This is a genomic window from Rhodococcus sp. NPDC049939 (assembly GCF_040656415.1).
Lineage (GTDB): Bacteria > Actinomycetota > Actinomycetes > Mycobacteriales > Mycobacteriaceae > Rhodococcus_F.
Window position 1 is genome coordinate 43,701 of sequence record NZ_JBFAMC010000002.1, and the last position, 26,691, is coordinate 70,391.

Here is a 26,691-nt window from a genome sequence, read left to right on the forward strand (position 1 = left end):
GTCGACGACACGTCAACCCCCGCCACTCATCACCCGACACCTGCAATCAGCGGTTTCGCCATACTCGATCAATGCCGTAACGCGGTGTCGGTGGCGGTGTGGTCGCCCGCTAATGTCTACGCGGCGATGACCGGTTTCTTCGCGTCCGCACCGAACTCGGCGGGGTGTGAAGTCACTACCCAGGGGAGATCCATGGAAGGCACTGCCCAGCTTGCACAGAGCGCACCCACACCGGCCCCAGCCGCTGCCTCACCCGCACCGGCACGCCCTACCGGAACCCCGGAAGCACAGGCCAGGGCGGCGCTAGAGGCTGCGTCGAAGATCCTGCGCCCGTATGGGTTCGACGCGACCGCCGATCTCGCCGAACAGAAGGCCTCCCGCACCCAGCAGACCCGAACGGTCGTGGTGGTTGGTGAGGTCAAACGCGGTAAGAGTTCTCTGGTCAATGCGTTGGTCGGGCAGCGAGACGCCTCCCCGGTCGGGGTCGATGTCACCACTTCCACGACAATCAGTTTCGCGGCCGCCACCCCCGAGCATCCTGCCGGGACCGCTGAGCTCCTCTTCCCAGGCAAGTCCGAGCGGATTCCCCACCACGAGTTGTCCGACTGGGTCACCGTCGACGGCCGGCATGTCCGTGATGCCCGCGTTGAGACCCTCCCGACCCGGGCGATCGTTCCGGTCGAGCCCGGTGCACTCGGCGATGTCACCGTGATCGACACCCCCGGCATCGGTGGCCTCGACCCCTCCTACGCCCAGTTGGCAGTGCATTCAGCACAGCAAGCCTGCGTGCTCGTCGTCGTGTGCGATGCCACCACTCCCTTGACTGCACCGGAGATGGCGTTCATCAACGACGCCGCGGCCGCCGTGGACTCGGTGGTGCTCGCGGTGACAAAGACGGACAAGAACCTGCGACGGTGGGAACCGATCGTCGAGGAGAACCGGAAGCTGCTGCGCAAACACCTACAACGCAGCGTCCCCGTGGTCGGAGTGTCGAGCCTGCGGGCCGTGGCCGCCGCCGAGATGCCACCGGGTCAAGAGCGGGAGCGGGCCGAGCAGGCGTCGGGGATCACCGCACTGCGGGCCGAAATCCTCGGGCGCCTCGACATGGCCGAGCACCTGCCCGCGGTGGATGGATTGCGAACCGCGCTCGGTGGGATGCGGAAGATACTCGACAAGATCGGCACCGAACTCGCCGCTGTCGAGAACGGCGAAAACGCCGTCCCGGATCTGACCGCGGAACTCGAGAAGCTGCAATCACTCAAGGACCATTCCCAACAGTGGGAGCAGTACCTTCAGCGGGATCTGACTCTGATCCGGCAGAAGGCCGTCGACGAACTCGATCGAGGCCTCGACGAGATCCGCACCAAGTGGACGAACCGGGTCAACAAGAGCGGGATGGAGGTGCTGCGCCGCAACCCGCAGAAGTTCACCGCAGAGATGGAAACCGACCTGCACCGAGCGATGGCGGCGTCGATGGATCTGTTCTTCGAGCAGCTGTACACCGTGATCGTCAACCCCCGCTTCGACTCCGAAGTCGTGTGGAACGAGATCTACCAGCAGATCATGGCGACCATCTCGGACCGGCGGATCGAAACGGCACAGGTCGGCACCAAGCGGCAAGGCTTGCTCGACCCGTCCATGCTGACCATGGGGGTCATGGGATCGTCGATGCTCGGCGGTCTGATCGGGGTATCGAGCATCGTCGGCGTCGGGGTGGTGGTGGGTGCTGTATGGGTCGGTGTCAACCTGGGCTTTCGTGCGATGCGGTCGGGGAAGGCGAATCTTCTGACCTGGCTTCGGGAGACCATCGGCACCACCAAGACGACAACGGCCCGGCTTCTCGAGAGCGCCACCGCACTCAGCCGCCCGGAGATCGTGATCCGCTACCGCGAGCACCTGCGCACCCGCATGGAAGAGCTGCAGAAGCAGATCACCGACGCAAAGGAAACCGCGCGCCAGGATTCGGCCACACGGGAGAAGAACATCAAGCGGCTCAACAACAATCAACGTGTGGTCACCGCACGCAGCGCGGAAATCGAGAACATCATCACGCGGCTCACATCATCTCAGGGGGAGTAACCAGATGGAACTTGTTCTCGCGGTGGGGTTGATCTGCCTGCTCCTCGGACTGGCAGCCGGGTGGGCCCTGCGCACACTCAATGCACCCCGGCCCGCACCCGCCACAGTTCTCCCGCCCGCCACTCCGCCACAGGGCACCGAGGTCGACACCAAACCACCCGCTGAGCCGACGTCAGCCGCCCCGGACACCCGGATGTCGGGCGGTCAGCTCGAGAAGCAACTCGTGCAGGCGCTGATCTCTCTACACGACCTCACCGAGGCCGCTTCGTTGCGCACGCAGATCACCGAAGACCTCGCCCGCGCCGGAGTCTGCCTCATCGATGCCCGCGCCGGCGCCGGATTCGACCCCGCCCTGCATCGCGCCGTCGATACCTCCACCGCCGGGGCTCCCGGTGACACCGATACCATCGCCCGGCAATTGCGGCCCGGCTGGATCACTGGAAACACCGTCCTCCGGTACGCCGAGGTGGCCGTTTACGCTGCGCCGAAGACCATCAAAACGGAGGTGTGATGTCCACGCCCACAACACCTCTCGACCCAGTCCGCGCGAGTCTCGACCGGAGCCTGCACGCCCTCGCCGGGCTCGGCGGAGATCTGGTCGCCCACGCCAACCGGATCGGTGCGATCCTGTGGTCACCGCCGCGCGTGGTCATCGTCGGGCGCCTCAAGGCCGGAAAATCCACACTCGTCAACGCCCTGATCGGTGCACCCGTCGCCGAAACCGCAGCACTCGAGGCCACCCGTCTCGTCGCCGTTTACCAAGACGGCGCCCCGTCACGGGCCGAAGTGGTCGGCCTCGACGGCACCCGCCGTCCCATCGACCTGGTTCGCGGTCAGCCCGCCGACCTCGGTGTGCCCGCCACCGACATCGCCTACCTCCACCGCTACCTCCCATCGGCGGCGATCCGCGACTTCACCCTGATCGACACTCCCGGCCTGGCAACCCTGACCGCCGAGAACGAGTCCGCCACGCGGCGGGTGTTGATCGACGGTTACGAACAGACCCGAACCGCATCCGTCGACGCCGACGCCGCGGTATTCCTCTTCGATTCCACGCCCCGTGCCGACGAAGTCGCCTTCCTCAAAGAACTCGGGTTCACCCCACTGAACACCCTCGGGGTCCTCTCCCGCGCCGATGGCTTCGCGGAAGGCGCACTCGGGCAACGTGATCCGATCGAGTACGCGCACCAGCACGCCCGCACCCTCGCCGCACGGCTGGCGGACACCGTGATGACCGTTGTCCCAATATCCGGTCTGATGGCAGAAACCAGCCACACCGGTGCCCTGACCGAGGCCGATGCCCGCACCCTCACCGAACTCGCCGGCTTCGCCCCGTTCGACCTGATCGATCTCCTCGAATCCGAGGACACCCGCCGGCTCACCACCGGGCAGCGGGACCGGCTCGTCGACCTGCTCGGCGAATACGGCATCATCCACGGGCGCCAGATCGCGGGCCGCGGTGCTGCGGCACTGAATGAGTGGCTCGCCGACAACTCCGGCATACGCCCTCTGCGCCAGATCCTGCACACCTCGTTGGCCGAATTCGCCTCCGTGCACCGCGCCCAGCGGATCCTCCTCGAACTCGAGAACCTCGCCTACAGTCACCCTTCACGCGATCAGATTCGCACCATCGTCGACCAGGTCCGTGACGACCCTGCCATGCGACAGGTCGTTCTGTTCGGGGCACTGCGCAGCATGCTCGAAGCCGACCCACGTTCGCCCGTCACCACCGAACTGCGCCGGCTCCTCCAAGGCGGAACCATGGCTGAGAAACTCGGGCTGCCAGCGGACACTCCTCCGCATCAGTGTCAGGCCGAGGCCCGTACGAAACTGTCCTGGGCGCACGGGCAGGCACTGTCGACGATGACCGCCGCCGAAGACGACGCCTTGGTCACCCTCATCCGTACCTACAACGACATGAGTCACTGACACTGCACTCGGCCTGACACGCCCGCGACCAACGACGCGGTGCCTGGGTCTGGGCGATGTGCCGGTTGTCTACCGCTCGGTGACCCAGCCGATTCGGTTCTTGTTGAGGTAGCCGAAGAGATGGTTACCGAGGACGACGTACTCGCCGGACTGTTCGGGGTCGTCGAAACACACAGGCCCGGAGACTGGGGAACCGCCGGCGGCGATTTGGCCGGATTCGAGTTCCTCGATGCCGGAACCGAATGAGGAACTACGACCGAACCCTGCAGGGTCCTGCAACTGGAAATCTAGGCTGCTCGGTACCCGCACCGACTCGTCGCCGTCGTTTGTCACCGTGATTTCGGCGCAGAGGAATTGCTCGGAGTCCCTGTACCCACCGGTGCGAGTTTCGATTGGCCCGACGGTGATGGAGACGCCGCCGCGTTCGACGGTGGCACCGATCGGGGCCCCGATGTCGTCCGCTTGTCTCCCGGTGAAATCGACGTCGGAGGGTGCGGGTGAACCATTTTGGGTGACCTGGATACTGTCACCGAAGAAGTCGAAGCCCCCGGTGATCCTCAGGCCCAGCAGGACAGTGAGGACCACGAAGGCACCGAGGCCGAGATACAGGCCTGTGCGAGTGCTCTTCACCGGTTGGGGGTGTTGGCTGTATCCGTGGTGGGCCGTGGGCTGCCCCTCCATCGAGGGAGCTTCGCCGTACGACGAGTGGTGCTGCGGGGAGTAGGGGTTCGGAGACGTCATGGCCGGGTCCTCACTTGTGCTGGTGCCGCCGTGAGCAGGGTACGGCGCCGTTCTTCTGTACTGGATCGTTGGAGTCGTCGGCGTACAAGAATGTTCCCGGAAAGAAATCTCGACAGTCCGATCTGTAGCCGCCCGCCCTGGATTCGGTGAATGTTCGACAGGGTGGAATGATGCGACGCGGTTCGCGTCATCGGGGTGTGGACCTCGACTGTGCTGGACGGATCTGGGGGGGGAGCGGGCGATGTCTACGTCGTGGCTGTTGGGACTTGATTTCGGCACGGCGGATACTGCGGCCGCGGCAATGGAGTCGGGTTCGCCGTCAGCGTCGACCGTGCGACTCTCCAGCGATGGCCCGGCCATGTCGTCGGCGGTGTTCGTCGAATCTCCGAACGCCATCACCGCCGGCCAGACTGCAGTCGACGCGGCCGAGCGCAACCCGAGCGGCTGGACACCGACCCCCAAACGTTCAGTGGGGCTGCACGCGGTGTCGATCAACGGCTACGACGTCGAACCGGTTCGTCTTGTCACCGCGGTCCTCGGTGAGGCGGTCAACCGTGCCACTACTGCGCGCGCGGCACAGGCACAGCCGGGGCGGACGGAACTGCCCAGCCAGTTGATCCTCACCCACCCCGAGGACTGGGCAGCCGACGAGGTCCGGGTGCTCCATGACGCCGCCACGGCCCTCGGGTTCACCCCAAACTCGATCCGGACGATCTCCGAACCGCGCGCCACCGCACACCACTGCGTACCTGCGGACATTGCGGCCGGCACACGGGTTGGCGTGTTCGACCTGGGAGCAGGAACCCTGGATGTCACCGTCCTCGAGGCGGACGGCTACGGTAGGTTCAATGTTCTTGCCGCCCGGCGCGATCACGCACTCGGTGGTATCGCCTTCGATGCAGCGATCCGCGGATGGGTGGACATACGGCTCGCCAGTGAGAACCCTCAGCTGCTGACCCACCTCCGGGAAACGTCTCCCGCCGGCGACCTGCGGCATCTCGACGACTCGATCCGCCGTGCCAAGGAACTGCTCTCGACGGAGCCAACTGCGACGATCACCGTCACCGGTGCCGGACATCACCAGAACATCGAACTCACCCGCAACGTCTTTCATTCACTGATCGACGAGATGATCACCCGTGGTGTGGGCCTGTTCGAGCAGGTACTGGGCGATGCCGGTGTACGCGGATCCGACCTGCACACCGTCTATCTGACGGGTGGGTGCTCCCGCATCCAGCTTGTGTACCAACGTCTTTCGCCTATCGCATCGGTCATCACGGTCGACGATCCGAAGACGGTCGTCGCCCGCGGCGCCCTCACGGCGGCCACGGTCGGCGCGGTCGACACCGCACCGACCGTGAACGATCACACCTCCCCGGCCTGGTCGCCGCCCGTCGCTGCAGAGCCCCGACCCACCGAACTCTCCGGCCGGAAGAAGGTGTGGGCGGGCATCGCAGTAGCCGCCGTCATACTCGTTGCCGGTGGCGGGCTGGTGTTGAACCAGACCGTATTCTCCGGTGACGCCGACGCCGTGACAGGAGGGTCACCGGCCGCGGCTGCCGGTTCCGATACGGTACCCGGGCTGGCGGCGAGCGCTGATCCGGCCGCCGATGAAAAGGCGATCCGGGAGCTCACTGCCGCCTACGCCCGGGAGGTGCCCGGTGCCGGAGCAGATGTCGTCAACTCCTTCCGGTGCGCGGAGAAACAGGTCACCCCGAACCAGGTGGTGCCCGATCCCGGGGAGAAGTTGGCGATCGACGAGATCATCTCCGTCGCTACCCACGGCGACACGGCCAATGCCCGCGTACGAGTGACCCAAACCCTGTCCGGAACCGAGCCGATCACGTCGACTCACATATTCTCCTACACCCGCGAGGACGGCGGATGGAAGATTTGCGGCATCACCGACCAATGAGACCAATGATCGTGTGCACGCCCTGGTGTCGGGAACTTCCAACACACGATGTGCATCTCACAGTCCAGACAGCCGCGACATCCGAGTGAAGGAGTACCACCGAGATGAATACCACGGGCCCGCCTACCCCGCCTACCCCGCCTGGGTGCCCGGATCCGCGACTGCATGGCATGATGCTCGCGCGCCGCACCCACCGAGAGAGCACTGCGTGGCGCGCACAAGCACAATCGGGAACTGAGGGGGGACATGTCTACGCCTGAGTGGCTTCTGGGTATCGACTTCGGCACGTCAAACACGGCTGCGGCCCATACCGGTGCGGTCAGTGGGTCTGTCGAAGCACTTCCGCTGACCCATCAGGGCAATCTGATGCCCTCTGCGGTCTTCGTCGAGTCACCGGACTCGATCACAGTCGGTGACGTCGCGATCAACCAGGCTGAACGCAACCCTGCGGCCTTTCTGCCCTCGCCCAAGCGGGTGATTCGGCAGGGAATGGTGACCGTCAATTCCTACGATCTGCCCGCGTCGGTGCCCGTTGCTGCCGTCCTGCAGAACGTGATGGGGCGGGCGATCGGGGCGCATGGTGGGCAACCACCTGCTCAGCTGGTCCTGACCCACCCGGAGGCTTGGTCGCCGCGGGAGATCCAAGTACTTGTCGATGCCGCCGGCACTCTCGGACTCGACCCGGCGAACGTGCAGACGGTGTCCGAGCCGCGCGCTGCGGCGCACTACTACACGCGCACCAATACCCTCGCACCGGGCGCGAAGATCGCGGTGTTCGACTTCGGTGGCGGCACCCTCGATGTGGCGGTCCTCGCCGCCAACGACGAGGGCTCTTTCGACGTCCTCGCCGCTCGCGGTGACAACGGGTTGGGAGGCAAGAACTTCGACGCATTCCTCCGCCGTTGGGTCGACGAGCAACTCGAGGGACGCAACCCCGAACTACTGACCTACCTGCGGCAATCGGCACCCGTCGGGGTGCGGCACAATCTCGACGACTCGATCCGTCGCGCCAAGGAACTTCTCTCCGAGTCACCGTCCGCGACGATCACGGTGGCCGGGGGCGGATTCCACGAAACTTTCCAGATCACTCGCGACGAGTTCGAGGAGCTTATCTCCGCTCCCCTCGACAAGGCGGTGAACCTCACCCGGGCCACCCTAGCCGACGCGCAGATCACCGACCCGTCACAGCTCGAGGCGCTGTATCTGACCGGTGGCTCCTCCCGGATCCCGCTCGTGCACGAGCGGCTCAAGCCACTCGGACCCATTGCCACGCTCGATGATCCGAAAACTGTCGTTGCGCAGGGCGCGCTCGCTGCAGCAGCACCTGTGCTGCGGGGACTGCCCGCACAGAATGCGCCCGCACATCCACAGAGCCCGGTGGCGGCTTACGGCGGGCCGAACGTGCAGGCGCCACCGCAGTACGGGCAACCTGCTGCTTACGGTCAAATCCCCGGGCCGGCCTTCGGCCAGCCGCCTCAGTTCGGCGGGCCCGGCCAGGGCGCACCAACGCAGAATCCGGTCCCCCGAGCTCACCCTGTCACGTCGCATCCAGGAGGTCCAGCAACAGAGTGGCCGGCACCGCCGGCTGCGCCGGACTCCACGCCGTCTGCAGCAAAGGGGAAGAGTAAGTGGGTGATCGCCGGGTCCGCCGCCGTGGCATTGGTCGCCATCGTCACGATCGCGTCGACCGTGCTGCTCACGGGCGGGAGCAATGACACCGCCGACGCGGGCACCGATGGCATCTCCAACAGCGCCCAACAGGCCGACGACGCGCAGGGGTTGTCCGGTGACGACACACCATCGGTCGCCCTAACCCAGGAACAGGTCTTGGCCACACTGCCCGCCCCATTGAGCAGAGATCTTGAGGACTGCAAGAAGATCGGGTTCACCGATAACGACGGTCTCCAGATCCAATGCACCATCAAGAAGGGCAGCAACCTCACCACGGGCGTCACCGACGGCGTCTTCGACAGCATCATCGTCTCCGTCGACAAGGCAGCCGCGAAGAAAACCGTCCTGGCTATCCGCCAGGGATTCCAGAAAAACACTGCCGTAGCGGAGAACGTGATCGTCGAAAACACCGCGCGGACCGCGGCCGCGCACATTTCGGGCCCGTATTCGCCTGACTACTCCATCTACTACGCCAACAACGCGAACGGGGTAAAGGCCTCCTTCTCCGGCGCGACGAGCGTCGAGACCGCAAGAGTATTCCTCTCCCGTGCCGGCCTGCTGAACTGACTCGACGTCAGACCCTTCGAGGCCATGCTGCGTCCGCGTCACCGCTCGAGAGGTGACGCGGACGTTCGTCATCCTGTTCGAAAGTAGTTCGGCGACTGCGGGAACTTTTTCAGCGGCGCCCGCATCTCACTTATACGAGCAGGGAGATCGGCTCCCTCTTACCGGACCGACAAGGATGACGAAGATGACGAACCCCTCCAACGACGGCCCTACCCTCGCTGACGTCGAGGCGCAGATCGATGACCTGTTCGGCAACGATGGCACCACTGCGACGTCTGAGAATCTGACCGGGTCCCCGGAGGACGCCACCTTCACCTCCGGCTCCCCGGAGGTAGAACTCGAACCCGAGGGTGGTGACAGTGACTTCTACCGTTCCGCCCGCGACCTCGATGGTGACGGGCATACCGACACCGTCCACTCGAACGCTTTTGGTATCGACCAGATCGAGCACCTCGATACCGACGGCAACGTGACCACCGTAGAGCTCGACATGGACGGCAACGGCACCTACGAGTCCGTGGTTCAATCGGAGGCCGATGGCAGCAGTCGAGTTCACCTCGATATGGATGACGACGGAAACGTTGATTTCACAAGCCATTTCGACGCGCAGGACAACCTGGTGCAGGACGATATCGTCGTCGACGGCATCGTCCGCGAGTCCCACCGCGACACCGATGGCGACGGGACCCTCGAGACCACCATGGTGGACACCACCGGGAACGGACAGTTCGACACCGCCGTCATCGACAGCGATGGCGACGACATCCCCAACACGGTCGTTGTCGACACCAACGGCGACGGAATGGTCGACCTGCAGATGGAGGACACCACCAACGACGGTGTCCTCAACGAGATCACCTACAGCTCCGGCGCTGAAGACTTCGGAGCCGTCGACGAGCCCTTCGCCGCCGACGACCTCGTCTGATCCGTCCGGTCTCCCGCTGCCGTACACCCCGCGAGATCGTCGGTGTGTACGGCAGCGGCCGCTCCTAATCCCTTGTTTGGACTCACAGAGAGATCGATTCGATGGACGACACCATTTCCGACCTCGAGGACCGCAACGCCGCCCTCTGGGGTCCTGGTTCCGACCTCGGGGAGGCCCCGCTGAGTCCGGGATTCTTCGACGAGCCGTCCCCCGATTTGCCCGAGGACACTTTCTCTGACGTCCCGTCGGACGACGCTGCTCCACTCGCGCCTGCCTCAGATCTGCCAGCCGCTCCTTCTGAGCCGGATCTGTCGGCGATGCCTGCCCCCGAGCCCGAACCGGAACTCGCCCCCTACTCCGAACCCGAGACCGACCCCGACGACGGTGTCTCCGGCAACCCGGAACAGTGGACCACCAATTGGTTTTTCCAGGAACTCGACGGGTACTGCGGGCCGTCCAGTGCCGCGCAACTCGTCTCCGAGTACACCGGCCTCGACATCACCGATCCCCAGCAACTGATGGACCGGGCCATGGCACTCGGCCTGATGGCCAACGACGATCCCTCGCAGGGGATGACGCTGCCGAACCTGGAAATCCTCCTCGAAGATCAGGGAGTGCCCAGCCACATCGAGAACAGTTCCCTCGACGACCTGAAATCCAAGCTCGAAGACGGGTACGGCGTCATCGCAATGGTCGACTCCGGAGAGATCTGGACACCCACGGGGGAGACCGTCGAGGACGATCTACCGGATCACTTCCTCGTTGTCGCCGGCATCGACGAAGCCCGCGGTGTAGTCATCCTGTCCGATCCGGGAAGCCCCAACGGCAACCAGCTCGAGGTGCCGATCGCCCAATTCGAAGGAGCCTGGCAGGACTCCGGATACCAGATGCTCGTCGCCGACGAGATCGACCCAGACCTCGCCCCGCGTGAGACCACACCTGATCCGACGGCCATGGCCCTCGATCACCGTCCGTGGGCCATGCTGCCATTGTGAGCGAAGGCGACACGGCGCAATGTCATGGACACTGACATGGCGGCCCCGAACAACGGGATCCGCAACCCGTTGTCGTCGGCGTGGGAACATTTCTGTTCACTCTGGCATCCAACACTCGAAACGCCGGATGCCACCGGTACCGAACTGAGTAGGGAAGAGGTGCGGAGCGATGGAGGACCATGATTCCGTCCTGGAGTCGTTGGGCCTGACGGCCGAGAACACACCGGTACCGGAGCATATCTGGAACCACGCGCTCGAGGTTGCGCTCGACCCACAGACCCCCGAGATCGACGACTCCCTCGTCCCGGAGATGGACGACGCCCCCGTCGTCGCCGAGGACGAGTTGATCCTCGATCTCGACGATTCAGACGACGGCAGTGTCGATCTCGGTGACGACACTCCAGCCGGAGACTGGGGCGACGACCTCGCCCCGCACATCGATCCGAGCCTCCCCGACGACGTGCCGGCTGACACCGAGGATCAGCTGCCCGTTCTCGAGATGCCCAATCACGATTTAGGGCACGAGAGCTTCTGACCTGCGCGCACCGGCAAATGGTCAGCGGCTCCGACACCGATCCTCGAAGACGGCCTCCTGGGCTCCGCCGACCATGAAAAGCGGGCACGCGGGACCCCGGATTCAAGGCGGGTACGATCACACGGCACTTGACAGAAGCGACGCAACACGATGCCCCGGGGGAACAACTGATGGACGATGCTGAGCTGATTCTGCGGTGCCGAAACGGTGATCAGGACGCCTTCGCCGAGTTGGTTGGCCGGTACCGGAACAACGTCTGGGGTGTGTGCCTGCAGATCACCGGCAACCAGTTCGACGCCGAAGATGCACTCCAGGAAACCCTGACCGCAGCCTGGCGGAACCTCGACAAGTTCCGCGGCGAGTCCCGATTCAACACTTGGCTACACCGTATCGCGGCCAACGCCGCCCTCACTGCTGTGCGCCGCAGGCACGACATCAGCAGCCTCGGCGCCGGAGACGACGAAATCGAACTCCAACTCGAAGACCCCGCCCCTCGCGTCGATGACCGCGTGACCACAGTCGACGCCGTCCGCCGCGCACTCGCCGAAGTACCCGAAGACTTCCGCGTCGCTATCGTCCTGCGCGAGTTCGCATCCCTGACGTACGCCGACATTGCCGAACATCAGGGCGTAAGCGTCCAAACCGTCAAGACTCGAATACACCGCGCCCGGACCCAACTCGTCAAACTCCTCGCGCCCGTAACCTGACAGCCCGAGAGAGTAGCCGGTAATCAGTGAGTGTCAGCGATCACCCCGAACCATAGTTATATGTAACATCCGTGCCGACCTACCTCGAAGCACGCATCAATCGAGGGGAAATTCTTCTCCGGCTGCGATATTCGTCGTGCGGTCGAGGCGCACCGAGGGGTCCCGCTTCCAGCGGCACGGCATCTGAATCGGTGGCTTGATCGTCAGCCGGATCGTCGAGTCGGCGCCCACGGGCAGGCCGGTTGGTGGTCGTGTCAAGTTGCTACGTTGCCGCCATCTGGCGTGCAGTTCGAGACTTCGCCCGCGAGCGGGATTTCGGATATTGATCCCGGCCCGAGCGCTGAGTACGCTCGGCATGGATGACCTGCAGGAGTTCGATCGGCTGGGGCCACGATTGACCCCGGATCCGTGGAAGACGTACACCGATCGACTCACCCTCGACGGGGCTGAGGAGGATGTCTTGCCGGGCTTCATCGAGTGCGCCGACTGGATGCCTGCATTCGGTTTCTTCCGCAAAGGGCTGCATCGAACGGCTAGCCCACCCTGGAGATCTCGGCTGGGCGCGCGGCCATGCTCACCGTGCCCGAACATCTCACCAAGATCCGGTTCGATCTGATCTGACGACACCCAAGGAGTGCATTGTGGAATTTCTGGTTCGAATCAATACAGATCTGCCCATGGACATGGCGTCCGAGGAACGCGAGCAACTGAGCACGCGCGAGCGGGACAGAACCGTTGAACTTCGTGCTGAGGGCACCTTGAAAAGACTGTGGCGGGTACCTGGACGTCGGGAGTTGGTGAGTCTGTGGGAGGCGAAGGACCCGACGGTCCTCCACGACGCACTGGCGTCGCTGCCATTGTTTCCCTGGTTGGACATCGACGTCGAGCCACTCGCTACTCATCCATCGGAGCGATGACCACGAAGGCCTTCGGTAGTTCTTCAGCCCGCGAATCCGCAAAGGGTGAGCGTGGGCCGGGCATTGCGAAGCGGCCGCATGTCAAAGAGCGTCCGTAGTATTCTCGACCCCCACAGCCCGCGTCCCAAAGGTAGGGAAACCTCACGGGCGAAAGCGATCTCGGGGATTCGCTTGGGTAAGGCCATCGCTTCGGTGGTCGACAGGTGGAAGGGCATCTGCGGAGCGGTGTAGTTTCGGCTGACGCGCAATCCTTTTATTGTCCTGTTGCTCAACCACTTCGGGATGGAATCGAACATCATCCGTCCGCCCGGGAAACGTCGCGCGCAGTCGGTAATCAGCCCCAACGACTCCTCGGTCGGCAGGTACATCAGTAGACCCTCGGCGGTGATGAAGACCCCGCGGTCGGGATTCACGTAGTCCATCCACGTGCGATCGAGCGCCGAGATCGCCAACGTCGTGACGTTCGGCTCGGACGGCAAGAGCCGCTCGCGCAAATCCACCACCTCGGGAAGGTCAACCGACAGCCACCGCACCTCGTCGTCACCGATGCGCCAGTAGCTGGTTTGGAGTCCTTCACCGAGAGCGACAACCGTGGCCCCTGGGTGCGCCGCGAGAAACAAGCGAACCTCTATGTCGAAGGCGCGCGCCCGTAGCGCGTGGGATTGATCCGCTAGACCGAAATTTTCGTACGGATAGTCGATCGCCTCGTAGAGCTGCACACTCAGCGGATCTTCGAGCATCCCGTCCGGATGAGATGCCTCGACCGCACGGTTGCGCAACGTCCACATCATAGTTGCGGACACGCCGCCGAGAGCGGTCGCATCGACGCGATTCCCCCCATTTCCAGCCATGAATCATGGGTAGCCACATTTGGTGGTGATCAAACAAGAAATACTTGGTGGCCGTAGTCGATGGCAGGACAAGCACATCGAAGCTACATCACATTCCGCAGTCAAGGTTTGTCGTAAACCATTGCACGCGTTTACATGTCGTGCATCGAAACTTGCCGCGAGTAGTGTGGATTCGACCGCTACGCAGACTCGGTAACCAGAGAAGCGGAGGAGCCCCGACATGCCCAAGAAGATCATCCTCGACTGCGACCCAGGACACGACGACGCCATCGCGCTCCTGCTCGCTCACGGCAGCCCCGAAATCGAGCTGCTCGCCGTCACCACTGTCGCTGGCAATCAAACCCTGCCCAAGGTTACGCGGAACGCACTGGCCGTTGCCAGCGTCGCCGGAATCGTCGGCGTCCCGTTCGCGTCCGGTGCCGAGCGCCCACTCATTCGCGAGCTTTCGACTGCGCCGAGTATTCATGGCGAGTCCGGACTCGACGGCCCGGAACTGCCGAAGCCGACATTCGAACTCGACACCCGTCACGCCGTCGACCTCATCATCGACACGGTGATGAACCATGAGCACGGCACGGTGACGCTGGTGGCGACAGCATGCCTGACAAATCTTGCGCTGGCCGCGCGCAAGGAACCGAGAATTGTCGACCGGGTCCAGAAGGTCGTCCTGATGGGCGGTGGCATCCATGTCGGCAACCGGACCGCGGTTGCCGAGTTCAACATCATCGTCGACCCCGAGGCCGCGCAAATCGTATTCAGCGCCGGATGGTCGGTCGTCATGGTCGGCCTGGACCTCACTCACCAGGCCCGCACAACCCCAGAGGTCAGAGATGCCATAGCTGCTGTCGATACAGGGCCGGCACGCTTCGTCGGTGAGCTCCTGAAGTTCTACGGAGGCAGGTACAAGGCTGCGTGGGGTCTCGACGCTGCGCCGATGCATGATCCCTGCGCGGTGGCGCACGTCATCGACCCCACGATCGTCCGCGCAGTGCCGGTTCCGATCGCGATCGAAACCACCGGCACCCTCACCCTCGGCATGACGGTCGCGGATTTTCGCACGCCGGCGCCGGAGGGCTGCCCTACATCCGCCGCGCTCGAACTCGACTTCGATCGGTTCTGGGAACTAGTCGTCGACGCGCTGAAGCGGATCGGCGATCCAGCTAGTTGAGCAGTCCATTCGGTTGCAATAGGTAACGGCCCGGAGACGGCCCCGACGAGTAATCTAGAACACTTGTGGAAATACCGTAGGGGGGTATGGTAGTTCTTATAGTCGAAGCATCCACTTAGAGAGAGGCACGGTCCTATGAGCACTTCCACCGTCACCGCTACCGTCACCGTCACCGGCATGACCTGCGGTCATTGCGTGTCCTCGGTTCGCGAGGAGATCGGCTCCTTGAGCGGAGTCGTCTCCGTGGACGTCGACCTCGCCACCGGCAAGGTCGTCATCGACAGCACCGAACCTCTCGACCCGAGCGCCATCGCCGGTGCCGTCGAAGAGGCCGGCTACACAGTCACTGATCCCAGCGACGCGTAGGAGTCGCAATGAAATCCACAACCACCACCCCCGACACCGACCAGCAGGTCGAGCTCGCCATAACGGGAATGACCTGCGCATCGTGCGCGAACCGCATCGAGCGGAAGCTGAACAAGCTCGACGGCGTGACGGCCACCGTCAACTTCGCCACAGAGAAGGCCCGCGTCTCGGTCACCGACGACGTCTCAACCGCTGATCTCATCGCCACCGTCGAAGAGGCCGGCTACGGCGCGCAGCTGCCGAAGGTCGAGGTCGAGAAGGAATCCCCGGAACCGGTCGAGGACGAAACCACATCGGCGTTACGACAGCGGCTGATCATCTCGGCGGTCCTGAGCGTGCCGGTCATCGCGATGGCGATGATTCCCGCCCTGCAGTTCCCCAACTGGCAATGGCTCTCACTCACCCTCGCGGCTCCGGTCGTGGTGTGGGGGGCTTGGCCCTTCCACCAGGCAGCCTGGACGAATCTGCGGCACGGGGCCGCGACCATGGACACTCTGGTGTCGATGGGCACCCTGGCCGCGCTCGGCTGGTCGGTCTACGCATTGTTCTGGGGAACGGCCGGGATGACCGGGATGACCCACGCGTTCGAGTTCACCATCTCCCGCAACGACGGCTCGAGCAACATCTACTTCGAGGCGGCGGCCGGTATCACCACCTTCATTCTCGCGGGCAAGTACTTCGAAGCCCGCGCGAAGAGGCGTTCGGGAGCAGCGCTGCGCGCACTTCTCGAGCTCGGCGCCAAGGAGGTGTCGGTGCTGCGGGGCGGCGTCGAGGAAAAGATCGGCATCGATGAACTCGCCGTCGGTGACCTGTTCGTCGTGCGGCCCGGCGAGAAGATCGCCACCGACGGGGTCGTCGTCGAGGGGACGTCCGCGGTCGACGCGTCGATGCTCACCGGCGAGTCCGTTCCTGTCGAGGTGTCGCCCGACTCGGAGGTCGCCGGTGCGACCGTGAACGTCGGTGGCCGGATCATCGTGCGTGCCAAGAAGATCGGATCCGACACCCAGCTCGCGCAGATGGCACGGATGGTCGAAGAGGCTCAGACCGGTAAAGCCGAGGTTCAGCGTCTGGCCGACCGGATCTCGGGCATCTTCGTTCCGATCGTGATCCTCTTGTCGGCCGCGACGCTCGGCGTCTGGCTCGCTATCGGCGGTTCGGTTGCCGCCGCGTTCACGGCAGCTGTGGCCGTCTTGATCATCGCCTGCCCCTGCGCCCTGGGCCTCGCTACACCCACCGCGCTGATGGTGGGGACGGGCCGAGGCGCGCAACTGGGCATCCTGATCAAGGGCCCCGAAGTTCTCGAATCCACCCGGCGCGTCGACACCGTCGTCCTGGACAAGACCGGCACCGTTACCACCGGCACGATGTCTCTGATTGACGTCGTCGCTGCCGAGGGGCAGGACGTGAACGAGGTGCTCCGGTTCGCCGGCGCTTTGGAGAACGCGTCCGAGCACCCGATCGCCCGCGCGATCGCGAAGGGTGCCCGCGACCGTCTCGACGGCTCGGAACCCCTGCCGGAGGTGGATCAGTTCGCCAATCTCGAGGGCCTCGGCGTTCAGGGCGTGATAGACGGACACGCCGTGGTCGTGGGACGTCCGACGCTGCTGAGCGACTGGTCCCTGCACCTGTCGCCTGAACTAGAGGAGAACGTGCGCAACGCCGAGTCGGCCGGCAAGACCGTAGTCGGGATCGGCTGGGATGGCGCAGCCCGCGGCATCCTCGTAGTCGCCGACACCGTGAAGCCGACTTCACTCGAAGCGGTGTCCCAGTTCCGCCGACTCGGACTCACGCCGATCATGCTCACCGGCGACAACTCCTCCGCCGCGAGGACGATCGCAAACCAGGTGGGTATCGACGAGGTGGTCGCGGAGGTTCTGCCGAAGGACAAGGTGGACGTGATCACCCGATTGCAGTCCGAGGGCAAGGTGGTCGCGATGGTCGGTGACGGCGTCAACGACGCCGCGGCCCTCGCACAGGCCGATCTCGGTCTCGCGATGGGAACCGGCACAGACGTCGCAATCGAGGCAAGCGACCTCACTTTGGTCCGTGGTGATCTACGCGCGGCCGCGGACGCGATCCGGCTCTCACGTAAGACCCTGGGCACCATCAAGGGAAACTTGTTCTGGGCCTTCGCCTACAACATCTCAGCGTTGCCCCTGGCAGCAGCGGGCATGCTCAACCCCATGATTGCCGGGGCGGCAATGGCGTTCTCGTCGGTGTTCGTTGTAAGCAATAGTCTGCGCCTACGCCGATTCCGGTCGCTAACCTCACCGGGAGGAGGTAACTGACAATGACCGAACAAGCAAGCAGCAATCAATCAGGCATCGATGAGGCGGACTACGGATATTCCAGCGCCAAAGAGGACTACCTCAAGCGACTGCGTCGCATCGAGGGGCAGGCTCGCGGTCTGCAGCGGATGGTCGAGGACGACAAGTACTGCATCGACATCCTCACCCAGGTTTCCGCGATGACCAAGGCTTTGCAGGCCGTGGCGCTCGGTCTTCTCGAAGACCACATCAACAGCTGTGTGGTCAACGCCGCCGTCGCGGGCGGGCCTGAAAAGGACGAAAAGATCAAGGAAGCAACCGACGCGATCGCACGGCTCGTGCGTTCCTGAGACCGATTCCGGCGTCAATACTCGGGGGAGCAGGCATGTCTCACAATCATCACCAGCAGGTATCTCAGCTCGATACAGACCACGCCGGGCACGGCGGGCACGAGAACCACACCGGGCACGCCGGGCACGGCGGTGGGCACGCCGGGCACGGCGGTGGGCACGCCGGGCACGGCGACAAGCACGCCGGGCACGGTGCCCACGGCGAGGTGTTCCGGCAGAAGTTCTGGCTCAGCCTGGTGCTGTCGCTGCCGGTAGTCGTGTTCAGTCCCATGGTCGCCGACCTTTTCGGCTACTCCCTGCCCGACTTCCCTGGGGCATCGTGGATTCCGCCGGTACTCGGCACCGTGATCTTCATCTACGGCGGTTCACCGTTCCTCACCGGAGGCTGGCGCGAGCTGAAATCCCGGCAGCCCGGCATGATGCTGCTGATCGGGATGGCCATCTCCGTGGCGTTCTTGGCCTCGTGGGTGACAACGCTCGAACTCGGTGGATTCAACCTCGACTTCTGGTGGGAGCTAGCGCTTCTCATCGTCATCATGCTTCTCGGGCACTGGCTCGAGATGAGGGCGCTGGGCTCGGCGTCGGGCGCTCTGGATGCACTCGCGGCGCTGCTGCCCGACACTGCCGACAAGGTCACGGACGACGGCGTCACCGAAGTTCCGATCTCCGAGTTGTCCACCGGAGACCTGGTCCTGGTCCGGGCAGGCGGACGCATCCCCGCGGACGGCACCGTGGAGGACGGCCAGGCGGAGGTCGACGAGTCGATGATCACCGGCGAGTCGAACCCGGTGAGTCGGACCGTCGGGGACGCCGTCGTTGCAGGCACAGTGGCAACCGACAGCGCGTTGCGCATCTCCGTCGGCGCGGTCGGGGAGGACACCGCACTCGCCGGCATCAGGCGATTGGTGGCTGATGCGCAGGCGTCGTCGTCCCGGGCTCAGGCCCTTGCGGACCGCGCGGCGGCATTCCTGTTCTACTTCGCCACGACCGCGGGTATCCTCACGTTCCTCGTCTGGGCACTGACCGGCAACGTGGACGAGGCGGTCGTCCGGACTGTGACCGTCCTCGTGATCGCCTGCCCTCATGCGCTCGGCCTGGCGATACCACTCGTCATCGCCATCTCGACCGAGCGGGCGGCGAAAGCGGGTGTGCTGGTGAAGGACAGGCTGTCGCTCGAACGCATGCGCAACGTCGATGTCGTCCTGTTCGACAAGACCGGCACACTGACGCAGGGCCGCCACGCCGTCACAGGGGTTGTCGCGACCGCCGGTATCACCGAGCGGGAACTTCTGTCCCTGGCCGCTGCCGTCGAGGCCGACAGCGAGCACCCCGTTGCGCGGGCCATCGTCGCCGAGGCCGATGCGGAAGTACCTGCAGGAGAACGCCTCACCGCCTCCGACTTCCGATCTCTTCCGGGACGCGGAGTGCGGGCCGTGGTCAACGGTCAGCCGATATCGGTAGGCGGGCCTGCGATGCTCTCAGACCTCGGAGTGACCGTCCCACAGGATGTGACGGCCACGACCGCGAACTGGATCGACCGCGGCGCGTCGGTTCTCCACGTCGTCCGTGACGGCTCCGTTCTCGGCGCAGTGGCGCTCGAGGATGCCGTGCGCGAAGAATCCCGTGAGGCCATCGACGCCCTTCACGCGAGGGGTGTGAAGGTAGCGATGATCACGGGCGACGCCCGGCAGGTTGCCGACGCCGTAGCCTCCGACCTGGGCATCGACGAGGCCTTCGCCGATGTCTTGCCGGAGAACAAGGACGCCCAGGTCGCAGCATTACAGCAGCGGGGACACAGGGTGGCGATGGTCGGTGACGGTGTCAACGACGCTCCCGCGCTGGCGCGTGCGGACGTCGGAGTCGCGATCGGGGCCGGCACGGACGTCGCTATCGAATCGGCTGGCGTGGTTCTCGCCGCCGACGATCCGCGCGCCGTGCTCTCGATCATCGATCTCTCTCACGCCAGTTACCGCAAGATGTGGCAGAACCTGGTGTGGGCGACGGGGTACAACATCATCGCCGTCCCACTGGCCGCGGGTGTCCTCGCCTTCGCCGGTGTCGCCATCTCGCCCGCGGTGGCGGCGATCCTGATGTCGATCTCCACCATCGTCGTCGCACTCAACGCTCAACTGCTGCGGCGGCTGGACCTTGATCCGCGTCGGCTGAGTAGGTAGACGCAGCGAACGGGGCCGGGAATGAACCTCCCGGCCCCGTCGGGTTTCAACAGCCGGACAACTGCTGGCACCGGGAGTGGCGGGATCGACGGCCGCGCTGACCTCTACCGGGTGACGGCGGTTCGGGCTGCGAGAGGAATCTCGAGACCGACCTCGACACCGACGGAGGCAGTGGCTCCCGTGGGGAGTTCGGCGCGCACCGTCACCGACCCGACCCGAATGTCCGCGATGCAGCGCAGCCCCGTCGGGCGCACACCACAAATCACTCCGCTCGGCAGTCCCGGTGAGCGATCGACGATGCGGACCATTTCATGCCGGATCAGCAGAACCGCGGGACCGTCGTCGTGCGCCGGCCTTCCAGGCGGCAGGTCCAGCGCCCCTAGGTCGGAGTGGTGCACGCCGCGATCGAGTCGTCCGTGAATCTCGTTGATACCTCCCATCAACCGGTTCACTGCCAGCGTCGCCGGTTGGGTGTAGGCGGAGCCGACATCCGAGTGATGTTCGAGAACGCCGTCGATCAACACGGCCACGGAGTCCGCCAGCACAGCTGCCTCGTCCCGGTCGTGGGTCACGAGGACGATGGTCGGCGAGAGTTCATCCCGGATCTCTCGGACCAACTGATACATGTCTTCGCGCAGAACGGAATCGAGCGCACTGAACGGCTCGTCGAGCAACAACACCCGGGGAGCACCGGCCAGGGAGCGCGCCAGGGCGACACGTTGAGCCTGCCCGCCTGAGATCGCGCCAACCCGGCGATCGGCGAATTCGGACAGGTGCACGAGGTCGAGGTAGCGGCGGGCACTCGAACGCGCAGCCGAACGTGACTGCCCGGACGCTCGGGCCGCGAACCCCACGTTGTCGATGACCGACATGTGAGGAAAGAGCAGCGGTCGCTGGAACACCATGCCGACGCCGCGTCGCTCCGGGGGCAACGCGGTGACGTCGACGCCGTCGAGGGCCACCGATCCACTTGTCGGGGAATCGAGTCCGGCGATCAGCCGCAGCGCTGTACTCTTCCCCGACCCCGAAGGTCCGAGAATCGCGGTGCACGAGCCGGCCGGAACTTCGAGATTCATGTCCGCGAGGGCAGGATGCTGCTGACCGGGGTGATGCCGCGTCAGGCGAGTCAGTGACAGCGTCGAACTCATGACAGCGACCTCCGGCCGATACGAGCGAGAACGATCAGCAGAATCAGGGGCGGGATCAGCGCAAACATCGACAGTGCGGCCACCACGGAGTCGTTACCGGCCCCGGAGGCGAAGGAGGCCACCAGGATCGGAACCGTAATCAACCGTCCGCCCCCGATCAGCAACGTCACGATGTAGTCGCTCCATCCGACCAGGAACGCCAGGAAGGCGGCACCCGAGAGCGCAGGCGCGAGTAGCGGAATCTGGACGCGCCGCAGCACCGTCGCCCGGGACGCACCAAGGGTGCGCGCCTCCTCCTCGTACCCACGGTCGTAGGCGCCGAAGGCCACCCGCATCACATATGTCGTATACGGGATAGCAGCGACGGTGAGTATCGCAACCACCGCGACACTGCTGGCAACGCCGGACCGAAGGACGAGCACATCCAAACCGAGAGCGACGGCAAAGGGTGGCAAACACACCGGCGCGAACAGTATCGCCGCGACGACTCCGGGCAGATGCACCCGACCACTGACCAGCGCCCTCGCAGCGAGCGCGCCGAGTGGAGTCGCAATGGCGGATACCGACAGCGCCAGAGCCGTCGACGTCGCAAACGCGCGGGCCGCACCTGCGTCGGCGGCACTCCGCAAGCCATCGAACCCCCACTCCTGCGGAAGAACGTCGGGAAAAGTCCATCGGTTCGCGAACACCCACAGCACGAGCGGTACGAGCGGCACCACGAACCAGAGCACCAAGAGCGTGCGCACCGACGCCGCGGCCGCCCGGCCACCCAGTCGCATCATTGCCACACCTCCGAACGGCGCAACATCGAGAAGGCGGCTGCGGCGGCTGCCAGCGCCAAGCCTGTGGTGATGATCGCTACCGCAGCAGCCTGGGGTCGCGCGGCGAGATCGATCGAGGTGAACAAGCGAACTGCCATCACCGGCAGCGGTTCGGGATATGCACGGCCCAGAATCTTCGCCACCTCGTAGGAGCCGACCGTGTAGGCGAACGCGATCGCCGACGACGCGATCAGGGCGGGTAGCACCAGAGGCAAAGTGATCAGCCGCAGCCGCGCGCGCCGTCCCGCGCCCAGTGTTGCGGCGGTTTCGTCGTAGCGGGCCACCCGGGTAGCGAGCGTGCCGGCAACCACCAACGCGATGAACGCCGATTCCTTCCACGCGTACTCCGCGATCACGGCGATCCACCAACGACCTCCGACAAGCGCAGGCCATCCGCCCTCATCGAACCCGAGCAACCGGGGGAACAGTCCGGAATCGGCCAACAACAGCCCCATGGTTGCGGCGCCGATCAAGTGCGGCACCGGAACGGTGAGGCTGGCCGCGAACATCGCCGTTCGCCGGCCGGACAGCACCGACAATGCCGCGCACAATCCGATCGCCGCGGCGAGAGCGGTCGAGACGATCGCGATGGCGAGCGTGAGCAGGGCGGAGGTGAGCAGATCCTCGGAATTGGCGGTGTACGCCTGGGAGGTCAACTCCGGATCGCCGACCAGCGGCATCAGGCCGAGACTCTGCAACAGTGCGGTGCCCAGACCCGCACCGACCATCGCGACCACCGGAATCACAGCGGGCAGCACCCAGACGGTGTTGCGCCAACTGCTTCGACGGGGCACGCGGGCCCGGGCGTCGTCCGCCTTCACCGACTCAGGTCCTTCATCGACTCGCGAGCACGTTTCGCCGCCAACCATCGTCGAGCGGGCCGACCCACTGCGCCGACAATTCGGGGTGCGCGCCTCGGGAGAGAACATCGTAGGTCGGGACCACAGGCGACGACGGTAGCGCGGCGAACGCCTCACGATCCGCCGGTGACAATCTGTCCAAATCGAGAACCGTGAACTGCCCCCAAACGTCAGGGCGGGCCGCAGCGAGTTGTTGTTCGGGTGAGAGCGCGAGGTTGGCCACCACGCGGGCGGCGGCCGACTGCCCCGAGGTCGAGGGGATGGCCAGGAAGCTCGCGTTGCCCACGGTGCCCTCGTCGAGCAGCAGCACCTTGGTCTGCGGTGGATATGTTCCCCGAGCCACCAGTTCCGTCAGTGTCGCCGGTCCGTAGGTCATCGTCATGTCCACCTGGCCGCCGGCGTACAGGTCGTCGAGCTCGGACGAGGTCTGCGGATATGTCGTCCCCTCGCGCCACAGGAACGGGGCGATCTCGCGTAACCGGTCGAACAGGGCCGGCGCCAGACGGTCGTAGTCCGCCTCGCTGAACTGGGACGGCACATTCTCCGCGCCACCCGACACACTGGCCAGCGCCTCGCGGATGAACACCGATCCGGTGAAGTCCGGCGGCGCCGGATAGGTGAATCGACCCGGGTTCGCCTGGGCCCAGTCGAGGACGCCGGCAAGGGTCGTCGGCGGGTCGGGGACGGCGGCGGCGTTGTAGACGAGGGTGAACTGCGCCTTGTGCCACGGGGCCTCACAGCCGTCCACCGGCGTACCGAAGTCACTGCTCAGCAGCGGATCGTCGGGGTTCGTGTACTCCATGTTCGGAAGGGTCGAGGTCCAACCACACAGCCAGGCACCAGCCTGCTTGCCCGTACCGAAATTGTCGCCGTTGACCCAAACCAGGTCGACGTCTCCGTCGGTGACACCGGCCTGCCTTTCCGAGAGGATCCGGTTTACGGCGTCGGAGGTGGACGCGACGGGCACCCGACGAAGCGTCACTCCTGCAGCCTGGGCTGCCGGGATGAGGTACTCGTCGACGTAGGTGTTTCCCTGTTCGTCGCCGCCGTACATCCACAGCGACACCGTCTGCCCCTCCGCCTGCTCCTCGATCTCACTCCACGGCAGGTTCTCCGCGACCGGCGCTTCGGAGCCAGGCGCGGAACACGCGGCAAGCAGCACCCCGACACTGAGCCCCGAGGCGATCAACGCTCGCGCAGCGAAGCGCGATCGTCCGGGCGACGGCCGACGGATCACCGGGCCTATTCGTCGAACAAACTTCTTCACAAACACCCTCCGGACGGTCCACCGCTGAGAATGGATCGGACGATTTCTTCGTTTCGGGAACACAACGAAACCGCCGATGCCTTCCCGTTGCGGTGGATCCAAGGCATCGTGGTGTGTGGCGGTGCTTCGCAGCCAAGACAAGAACGGCAGACAAGAACGAGGATATGCGGTGGAAATCGAAGAGAATGTGGCGGCGAGCAAACGAGCGGGCTGGGACAACCGGCTCAAGATAGGGATACTTGCCGCCATCATTCTCGGCGGCGCCCTCGTGGCGCTCAGTATCGACGTCCCACATCCGGCATCGCTGCGCGACCAGGTGGCCGCGGCCGGCGCGTGGGGGATGGTTGTGTTCGTCCTCCTCTATGCCGTCACAACCCTCACGCCGTTCCCAGCGAGTGCGCTGACGGTCGCCAGCGGTCTGTTGTTCGGACTCGTGGCCGGGGTTCTCGTCGTGGTCATCGCCGCGACCCTCAGCGCCTGGCTGGCCTACTGGGTGTCGCGGTCGCTCGGCCGCGGCGGGGTCGCACGGATCGAATGGTCCAAGGTCCGCGCGATCGACTCATTGCTCGAGCGCCGCGGATTGGCTTCGGTGTTGATCGTGCGGCTCGTTCCCCTGTTCCCGTTCGGTCTCGTCAATTACGCCGCAGGGCTCAGCGCCGTACGGCAACGCGATTACGTCATCGGGACTGCGGTCGGAATAATTCCGGCCACCATCGGATACACGGCGCTCGGCGCGTACGGCACGTCTCCGCTGTCGTGGCCCTTCGCCCTCGCGGTACTCGCGGTCATCCTCCTCGGCCTCGGCACCGGATACCTCGCACGACGGATGGGATTCATCCGGGCCGTGAAGAACGAGGATGCTGAGGACGTCAACGGCACAGGGGTGGGCGGCCAGGGTGATCGACCACTACCTACGTAGGAAACTCGACCCGCCGCTCGCCCGGTGCGCCTCGGTGATCGACATCCCCTCGATCACCCCAGATCGGATCACAGGGGTGGGCCTGGTTCTCGGGCTCGGCAGCGCCGTCAGCGCCGGGCTTCAATGGTGGTGGATAGCGCTGGTTCTGTGGGTGCTCTCCCGGCTCGCCGACGGACTCGATGGCCCCCTTGCACGACGCCGCCGGGCACGCGAACCCGCTGGCGGCGATGCCGGTGCGGGAGGATTCTTCGACATCACCGCGGACTTCATCGTCTACGGGAGCACAGTGGTCGGCGTCGCGGTCGGTGCCACCTACGCATACGGCGCGCCGTGGTGGCCGTTCCTTCTCGTCCTCCTCGCCTACTACGTCAACGGCACCGCGTTCCTCGCCTTCTCCTCGATTGCCGAACGGAGTGGCCGGACCCTGGACGACGGACGGTCCCTGTCGTTCCTCGGCGGCCTGGCCGAGGGTGCGGAAACCGTTGTGGTACACGCACTGTGGTTGGTGTTCTCCGCGTTTGCCTGGCAGATTGCGGTGGTCTGGGCCGTGGTAGTCGCGGTGAGTTCGGTCCAGCGGATCATCGCCGGGTACCGCGCTCTGCAATAGCCACTGTGTGGACCTCAGCGCCTTCCGTCCGCAAGAATCTTCGGCTCGGAGTTTGACCCATTAGCTGCCTTCTCGGTTGTCGGCGTGTCTGAGGCTCAGATCGGTACCCGATTGTTACCCTTCGGTTAGCTACCTGCACCTGTATCCGATCGCAGGTTCTCCCGCAGCATGGTTGATCCGTTTTGGTCCTCATACGGCAGGAGAAAAATGTGAATCACCACAGCAGATTTCGCGCCTGTCCCACTGTTCGAGGTTCCGCCGGACACCTATTGCTCGGGATGGCGGCCACTTTCACGATGGTGCTTGGCGTGGCTGGGGTGGTGGTGCCGGCCGCGGCCGCAGATACCGTCATCGACGCCGTTCCCGCCGGAAACTTGCCAGCCGGGGTGGCGATCACCCCGAACGGGAACTTCGCCTACGTCGCCAACAGCCTCAGCGATTCGGTATCGGTGATCGACACCGCCACCAACACAGAAGTCGACGCCCTAATGGTCGGGGACGGCCCGTCCGGAGTGGCAATCACCCCGAACGGGTCCTTCGCCTACGTCACCAACCTCTTGGACGATTCGGTGTCGGTGATCGACACCGCCACCAACTCGGAGATCGACACCATCACGGTCGGAAGCTTGCCGTTCGGGGTGGCGATCACCCCGAACGGGAGCTTCGCCTACGTCACCAACGCCTTGGGAGACTCGGTGTCGGTTATCGACACCGCCACCAACTCTGAAGTCAAGACAGTCACGGTCGAGGCAGAGCCGCAGGGGGTGGCTATCACCCCGAACGGGAAACACGCCTACGTCGCAAACCGTTCGAGCAATTCGGTATCGGTGATCGACACGCAAACCAACACGGTGATCAACACCATGACAGTCGGGAACGACCCACGCGCAGTAACGATCACGCCGAACGGGA

The 26,691-nt window shown here is 64.8% G+C and carries 25 protein-coding genes; 18 read left to right on the forward strand and 7 right to left on the reverse strand.

The features are described 5' to 3' along the window. Positions 1 to 192 precede the first annotated feature (192 nt). From AB0I57_RS09550 to AB0I57_RS09560, 3 genes are read left to right on the forward strand one after another with little or no spacing between them, the layout of a single operon-like run. Complete coding sequence (locus AB0I57_RS09550; RefSeq protein ID WP_358333446.1) at positions 193 to 2,079, forward strand: dynamin family protein; 1,887 nt, start codon at positions 193 to 195, stop codon at positions 2,077 to 2,079. A 4-nt stretch (positions 2,080 to 2,083) separates the two neighbouring features. Further along, on the forward strand, positions 2,084 to 2,590 hold the full coding sequence (grpE, locus tag AB0I57_RS09555) for a nucleotide exchange factor GrpE (RefSeq protein ID WP_358333449.1): 507 nt from the start codon (positions 2,084 to 2,086) through the stop codon (positions 2,588 to 2,590). Beyond that, positions 2,590 to 4,008 (forward strand): GTPase, encoded by a 1,419-nt coding sequence (locus AB0I57_RS09560; RefSeq protein WP_358333452.1) that lies wholly within the window; start codon positions 2,590 to 2,592, stop codon positions 4,006 to 4,008. The genes grpE and AB0I57_RS09560 overlap by 1 nt, the downstream gene beginning before the upstream one ends. 69 nt (positions 4,009 to 4,077) lie before the next feature. On the opposite strand, the gene AB0I57_RS09565 is transcribed toward AB0I57_RS09560, so the two are convergent. Further along, a complete protein-coding gene (locus tag AB0I57_RS09565) occupies positions 4,078 to 4,749 on the reverse strand; it encodes a DUF4352 domain-containing protein (RefSeq protein WP_358333454.1) in 672 nt (223 codons plus the stop codon). Positions 4,750 to 4,990: 241 nt separating this feature from the next. On the opposite strand from AB0I57_RS09565, the gene AB0I57_RS09570 reads away from it, so the two are divergent. The 6 genes from AB0I57_RS09570 to AB0I57_RS09595 all read left to right on the forward strand — a co-directional run bounded on the left by AB0I57_RS09570 (position 4,991) and on the right by AB0I57_RS09595 (position 12,064). Further along, positions 4,991 to 6,664, forward strand: a complete 1,674-nt coding sequence (locus AB0I57_RS09570) for an Hsp70 family protein (RefSeq protein WP_358333456.1) — start codon at positions 4,991 to 4,993, stop codon at positions 6,662 to 6,664. 246 nt (positions 6,665 to 6,910) lie between these two features. Continuing rightward, the gene (locus tag AB0I57_RS09575) at positions 6,911 to 8,902 is read left to right on the forward strand and encodes an Hsp70 family protein (RefSeq protein WP_358333458.1); all 1,992 of its coding nucleotides are present in this window, start codon (positions 6,911 to 6,913) and stop codon (positions 8,900 to 8,902) included. Between the two features lie 184 nt (positions 8,903 to 9,086). Beyond that, a complete protein-coding gene (locus tag AB0I57_RS09580; RefSeq protein ID WP_358333461.1) occupies positions 9,087 to 9,827 on the forward strand; it encodes a hypothetical protein in 741 nt (246 codons plus the stop codon). Positions 9,828 to 9,928: 101 nt separating this feature from the next. After that, positions 9,929 to 10,822, forward strand: a complete 894-nt coding sequence (locus AB0I57_RS09585; RefSeq protein WP_358333463.1) for a C39 family peptidase — start codon at positions 9,929 to 9,931, stop codon at positions 10,820 to 10,822. Between the two features lie 169 nt (positions 10,823 to 10,991). Continuing rightward, positions 10,992 to 11,357, forward strand: coding sequence for a hypothetical protein (locus tag AB0I57_RS09590; protein WP_358333466.1), 366 nt, complete (start codon positions 10,992 to 10,994; stop codon positions 11,355 to 11,357). A 170-nt stretch (positions 11,358 to 11,527) separates the two neighbouring features. Next, positions 11,528 to 12,064, forward strand: a complete 537-nt coding sequence (locus tag AB0I57_RS09595) for a sigma-70 family RNA polymerase sigma factor (RefSeq protein WP_358333469.1) — start codon at positions 11,528 to 11,530, stop codon at positions 12,062 to 12,064. A 96-nt stretch (positions 12,065 to 12,160) separates the two neighbouring features. On the opposite strand, the gene AB0I57_RS09600 is transcribed toward AB0I57_RS09595, so the two are convergent. Further along, entirely contained in the window at positions 12,161 to 12,322 is a 162-nt protein-coding gene (locus AB0I57_RS09600) for a hypothetical protein (RefSeq protein ID WP_358333472.1), read from the reverse strand. 383 nt (positions 12,323 to 12,705) lie between these two features. On the opposite strand from AB0I57_RS09600, the gene AB0I57_RS09605 reads away from it, so the two are divergent. Next, the gene (locus AB0I57_RS09605) at positions 12,706 to 12,981 is read left to right on the forward strand and encodes a muconolactone Delta-isomerase family protein (protein WP_358333475.1); all 276 of its coding nucleotides are present in this window, start codon (positions 12,706 to 12,708) and stop codon (positions 12,979 to 12,981) included. Positions 12,982 to 13,004: 23 nt separating this feature from the next. Here AB0I57_RS09605 and AB0I57_RS09610 read toward each other — a convergent pair whose 3' ends face one another. Continuing rightward, on the reverse strand, positions 13,005 to 13,832 hold the full coding sequence (locus tag AB0I57_RS09610; RefSeq protein ID WP_358333478.1) for a class I SAM-dependent methyltransferase: 828 nt from the start codon (positions 13,830 to 13,832) through the stop codon (positions 13,005 to 13,007). Between the two features lie 220 nt (positions 13,833 to 14,052). Between AB0I57_RS09610 and AB0I57_RS09615 the strand changes: the two genes are divergently transcribed. The 5 genes from AB0I57_RS09615 to AB0I57_RS09635 all read left to right on the forward strand — a co-directional run bounded on the left by AB0I57_RS09615 (position 14,053) and on the right by AB0I57_RS09635 (position 20,157). Continuing rightward, complete coding sequence (locus AB0I57_RS09615; RefSeq protein ID WP_358333480.1) at positions 14,053 to 15,000, forward strand: nucleoside hydrolase; 948 nt, start codon at positions 14,053 to 14,055, stop codon at positions 14,998 to 15,000. Between the two features lie 135 nt (positions 15,001 to 15,135). Continuing rightward, positions 15,136 to 15,366, forward strand: coding sequence for a heavy metal-associated domain-containing protein (locus AB0I57_RS09620; protein ID WP_358333483.1), 231 nt, complete (start codon positions 15,136 to 15,138; stop codon positions 15,364 to 15,366). Positions 15,367 to 15,374: 8 nt separating this feature from the next. Then, positions 15,375 to 17,654 carry a heavy metal translocating P-type ATPase gene (locus AB0I57_RS09625; RefSeq protein ID WP_358333486.1) on the forward strand — a complete coding sequence of 760 codons (2,280 nt, stop codon included), beginning with the start codon at positions 15,375 to 15,377 and terminating at the stop codon, positions 17,652 to 17,654. Positions 17,655 to 17,656: 2 nt separating this feature from the next. Beyond that, positions 17,657 to 17,983 carry a metal-sensitive transcriptional regulator gene (locus tag AB0I57_RS09630; RefSeq protein WP_358333489.1) on the forward strand — a complete coding sequence of 109 codons (327 nt, stop codon included), beginning with the start codon at positions 17,657 to 17,659 and terminating at the stop codon, positions 17,981 to 17,983. Positions 17,984 to 18,018: 35 nt separating this feature from the next. Then, positions 18,019 to 20,157, forward strand: a complete 2,139-nt coding sequence (locus AB0I57_RS09635; RefSeq protein ID WP_358333492.1) for a copper-translocating P-type ATPase — start codon at positions 18,019 to 18,021, stop codon at positions 20,155 to 20,157. 104 nt (positions 20,158 to 20,261) lie between these two features. On the opposite strand, the gene AB0I57_RS09640 is transcribed toward AB0I57_RS09635, so the two are convergent. The 4 genes from AB0I57_RS09640 to AB0I57_RS09655 are packed head-to-tail and all read right to left on the reverse strand — an operon-like array spanning position 20,262 to position 24,253. Beyond that, positions 20,262 to 21,305: an ABC transporter ATP-binding protein gene (locus AB0I57_RS09640; RefSeq protein ID WP_358333495.1), complete on the reverse strand. Its 1,044-nt coding sequence runs from the start codon at positions 21,303 to 21,305 to the stop codon at positions 20,262 to 20,264. After that, entirely contained in the window at positions 21,302 to 22,087 is a 786-nt protein-coding gene (locus AB0I57_RS09645; RefSeq protein ID WP_358333498.1) for an ABC transporter permease subunit, read from the reverse strand. Before AB0I57_RS09645 ends, AB0I57_RS09640 begins: the two co-directional genes overlap by 4 nt. Then, positions 22,084 to 22,947 carry an ABC transporter permease subunit gene (locus tag AB0I57_RS09650; RefSeq protein ID WP_358333501.1) on the reverse strand — a complete coding sequence of 288 codons (864 nt, stop codon included), beginning with the start codon at positions 22,945 to 22,947 and terminating at the stop codon, positions 22,084 to 22,086. Before AB0I57_RS09650 ends, AB0I57_RS09645 begins: the two co-directional genes overlap by 4 nt. 13 nt (positions 22,948 to 22,960) lie before the next feature. Then, positions 22,961 to 24,253: an ABC transporter substrate-binding protein gene (locus AB0I57_RS09655; RefSeq protein ID WP_358333504.1), complete on the reverse strand. Its 1,293-nt coding sequence runs from the start codon at positions 24,251 to 24,253 to the stop codon at positions 22,961 to 22,963. Positions 24,254 to 24,422: 169 nt separating this feature from the next. Here AB0I57_RS09655 and AB0I57_RS09660 point away from each other — a divergent pair, with 169 nt between their 5' ends. From AB0I57_RS09660 to AB0I57_RS09670, 3 genes are all read left to right on the forward strand, one after another. Then, positions 24,423 to 25,172 (forward strand): TVP38/TMEM64 family protein, encoded by a 750-nt coding sequence (locus tag AB0I57_RS09660; RefSeq protein WP_358333507.1) that lies wholly within the window; start codon positions 24,423 to 24,425, stop codon positions 25,170 to 25,172. Then, positions 25,150 to 25,779 (forward strand): CDP-alcohol phosphatidyltransferase family protein, encoded by a 630-nt coding sequence (locus AB0I57_RS09665; protein ID WP_358333510.1) that lies wholly within the window; start codon positions 25,150 to 25,152, stop codon positions 25,777 to 25,779. The genes AB0I57_RS09660 and AB0I57_RS09665 overlap by 23 nt, the downstream gene beginning before the upstream one ends. A gap of 209 nt (positions 25,780 to 25,988) precedes the next feature. Continuing rightward, a partial coding sequence (locus tag AB0I57_RS09670; RefSeq protein WP_358333513.1) for a beta-propeller fold lactonase family protein occupies positions 25,989 to 26,691 on the forward strand: 703 nt, incomplete at its 3' end.

Coding starts and splice junctions, on each gene's coding strand:
- grpE (WP_358333449.1), top strand. CDS start 2,084: ATGGAACTTGTTCTCGCGGTGGGGTTGATCTGCCTGCTCCTCGGACTG.
- AB0I57_RS09645 (WP_358333498.1), bottom strand. CDS start 22,087: ATGATGCGACTGGGTGGCCGGGCGGCCGCGGCGTCGGTGCGCACGCTC.
- AB0I57_RS09575 (WP_358333458.1), top strand. CDS start 6,911: ATGTCTACGCCTGAGTGGCTTCTGGGTATCGACTTCGGCACGTCAAAC.
- AB0I57_RS09630 (WP_358333489.1), top strand. CDS start 17,657: ATGACCGAACAAGCAAGCAGCAATCAATCAGGCATCGATGAGGCGGAC.
- AB0I57_RS09640 (WP_358333495.1), bottom strand. CDS start 21,305: ATGAGTTCGACGCTGTCACTGACTCGCCTGACGCGGCATCACCCCGGT.
- AB0I57_RS09635 (WP_358333492.1), top strand. CDS start 18,019: ATGTCTCACAATCATCACCAGCAGGTATCTCAGCTCGATACAGACCAC.
- AB0I57_RS09620 (WP_358333483.1), top strand. CDS start 15,136: ATGAGCACTTCCACCGTCACCGCTACCGTCACCGTCACCGGCATGACC.
- AB0I57_RS09585 (WP_358333463.1), top strand. CDS start 9,929: ATGGACGACACCATTTCCGACCTCGAGGACCGCAACGCCGCCCTCTGG.
- AB0I57_RS09615 (WP_358333480.1), top strand. CDS start 14,053: ATGCCCAAGAAGATCATCCTCGACTGCGACCCAGGACACGACGACGCC.
- AB0I57_RS09580 (WP_358333461.1), top strand. CDS start 9,087: ATGACGAACCCCTCCAACGACGGCCCTACCCTCGCTGACGTCGAGGCG.
- AB0I57_RS09625 (WP_358333486.1), top strand. CDS start 15,375: ATGAAATCCACAACCACCACCCCCGACACCGACCAGCAGGTCGAGCTC.
- AB0I57_RS09550 (WP_358333446.1), top strand. CDS start 193: ATGGAAGGCACTGCCCAGCTTGCACAGAGCGCACCCACACCGGCCCCA.
- AB0I57_RS09565 (WP_358333454.1), bottom strand. CDS start 4,749: ATGACGTCTCCGAACCCCTACTCCCCGCAGCACCACTCGTCGTACGGC.
- AB0I57_RS09595 (WP_358333469.1), top strand. CDS start 11,528: ATGGACGATGCTGAGCTGATTCTGCGGTGCCGAAACGGTGATCAGGAC.
- AB0I57_RS09610 (WP_358333478.1), bottom strand. CDS start 13,832: ATGGCTGGAAATGGGGGGAATCGCGTCGATGCGACCGCTCTCGGCGGC.
- AB0I57_RS09560 (WP_358333452.1), top strand. CDS start 2,590: ATGTCCACGCCCACAACACCTCTCGACCCAGTCCGCGCGAGTCTCGAC.
- AB0I57_RS09570 (WP_358333456.1), top strand. CDS start 4,991: ATGTCTACGTCGTGGCTGTTGGGACTTGATTTCGGCACGGCGGATACT.
- AB0I57_RS09590 (WP_358333466.1), top strand. CDS start 10,992: ATGGAGGACCATGATTCCGTCCTGGAGTCGTTGGGCCTGACGGCCGAG.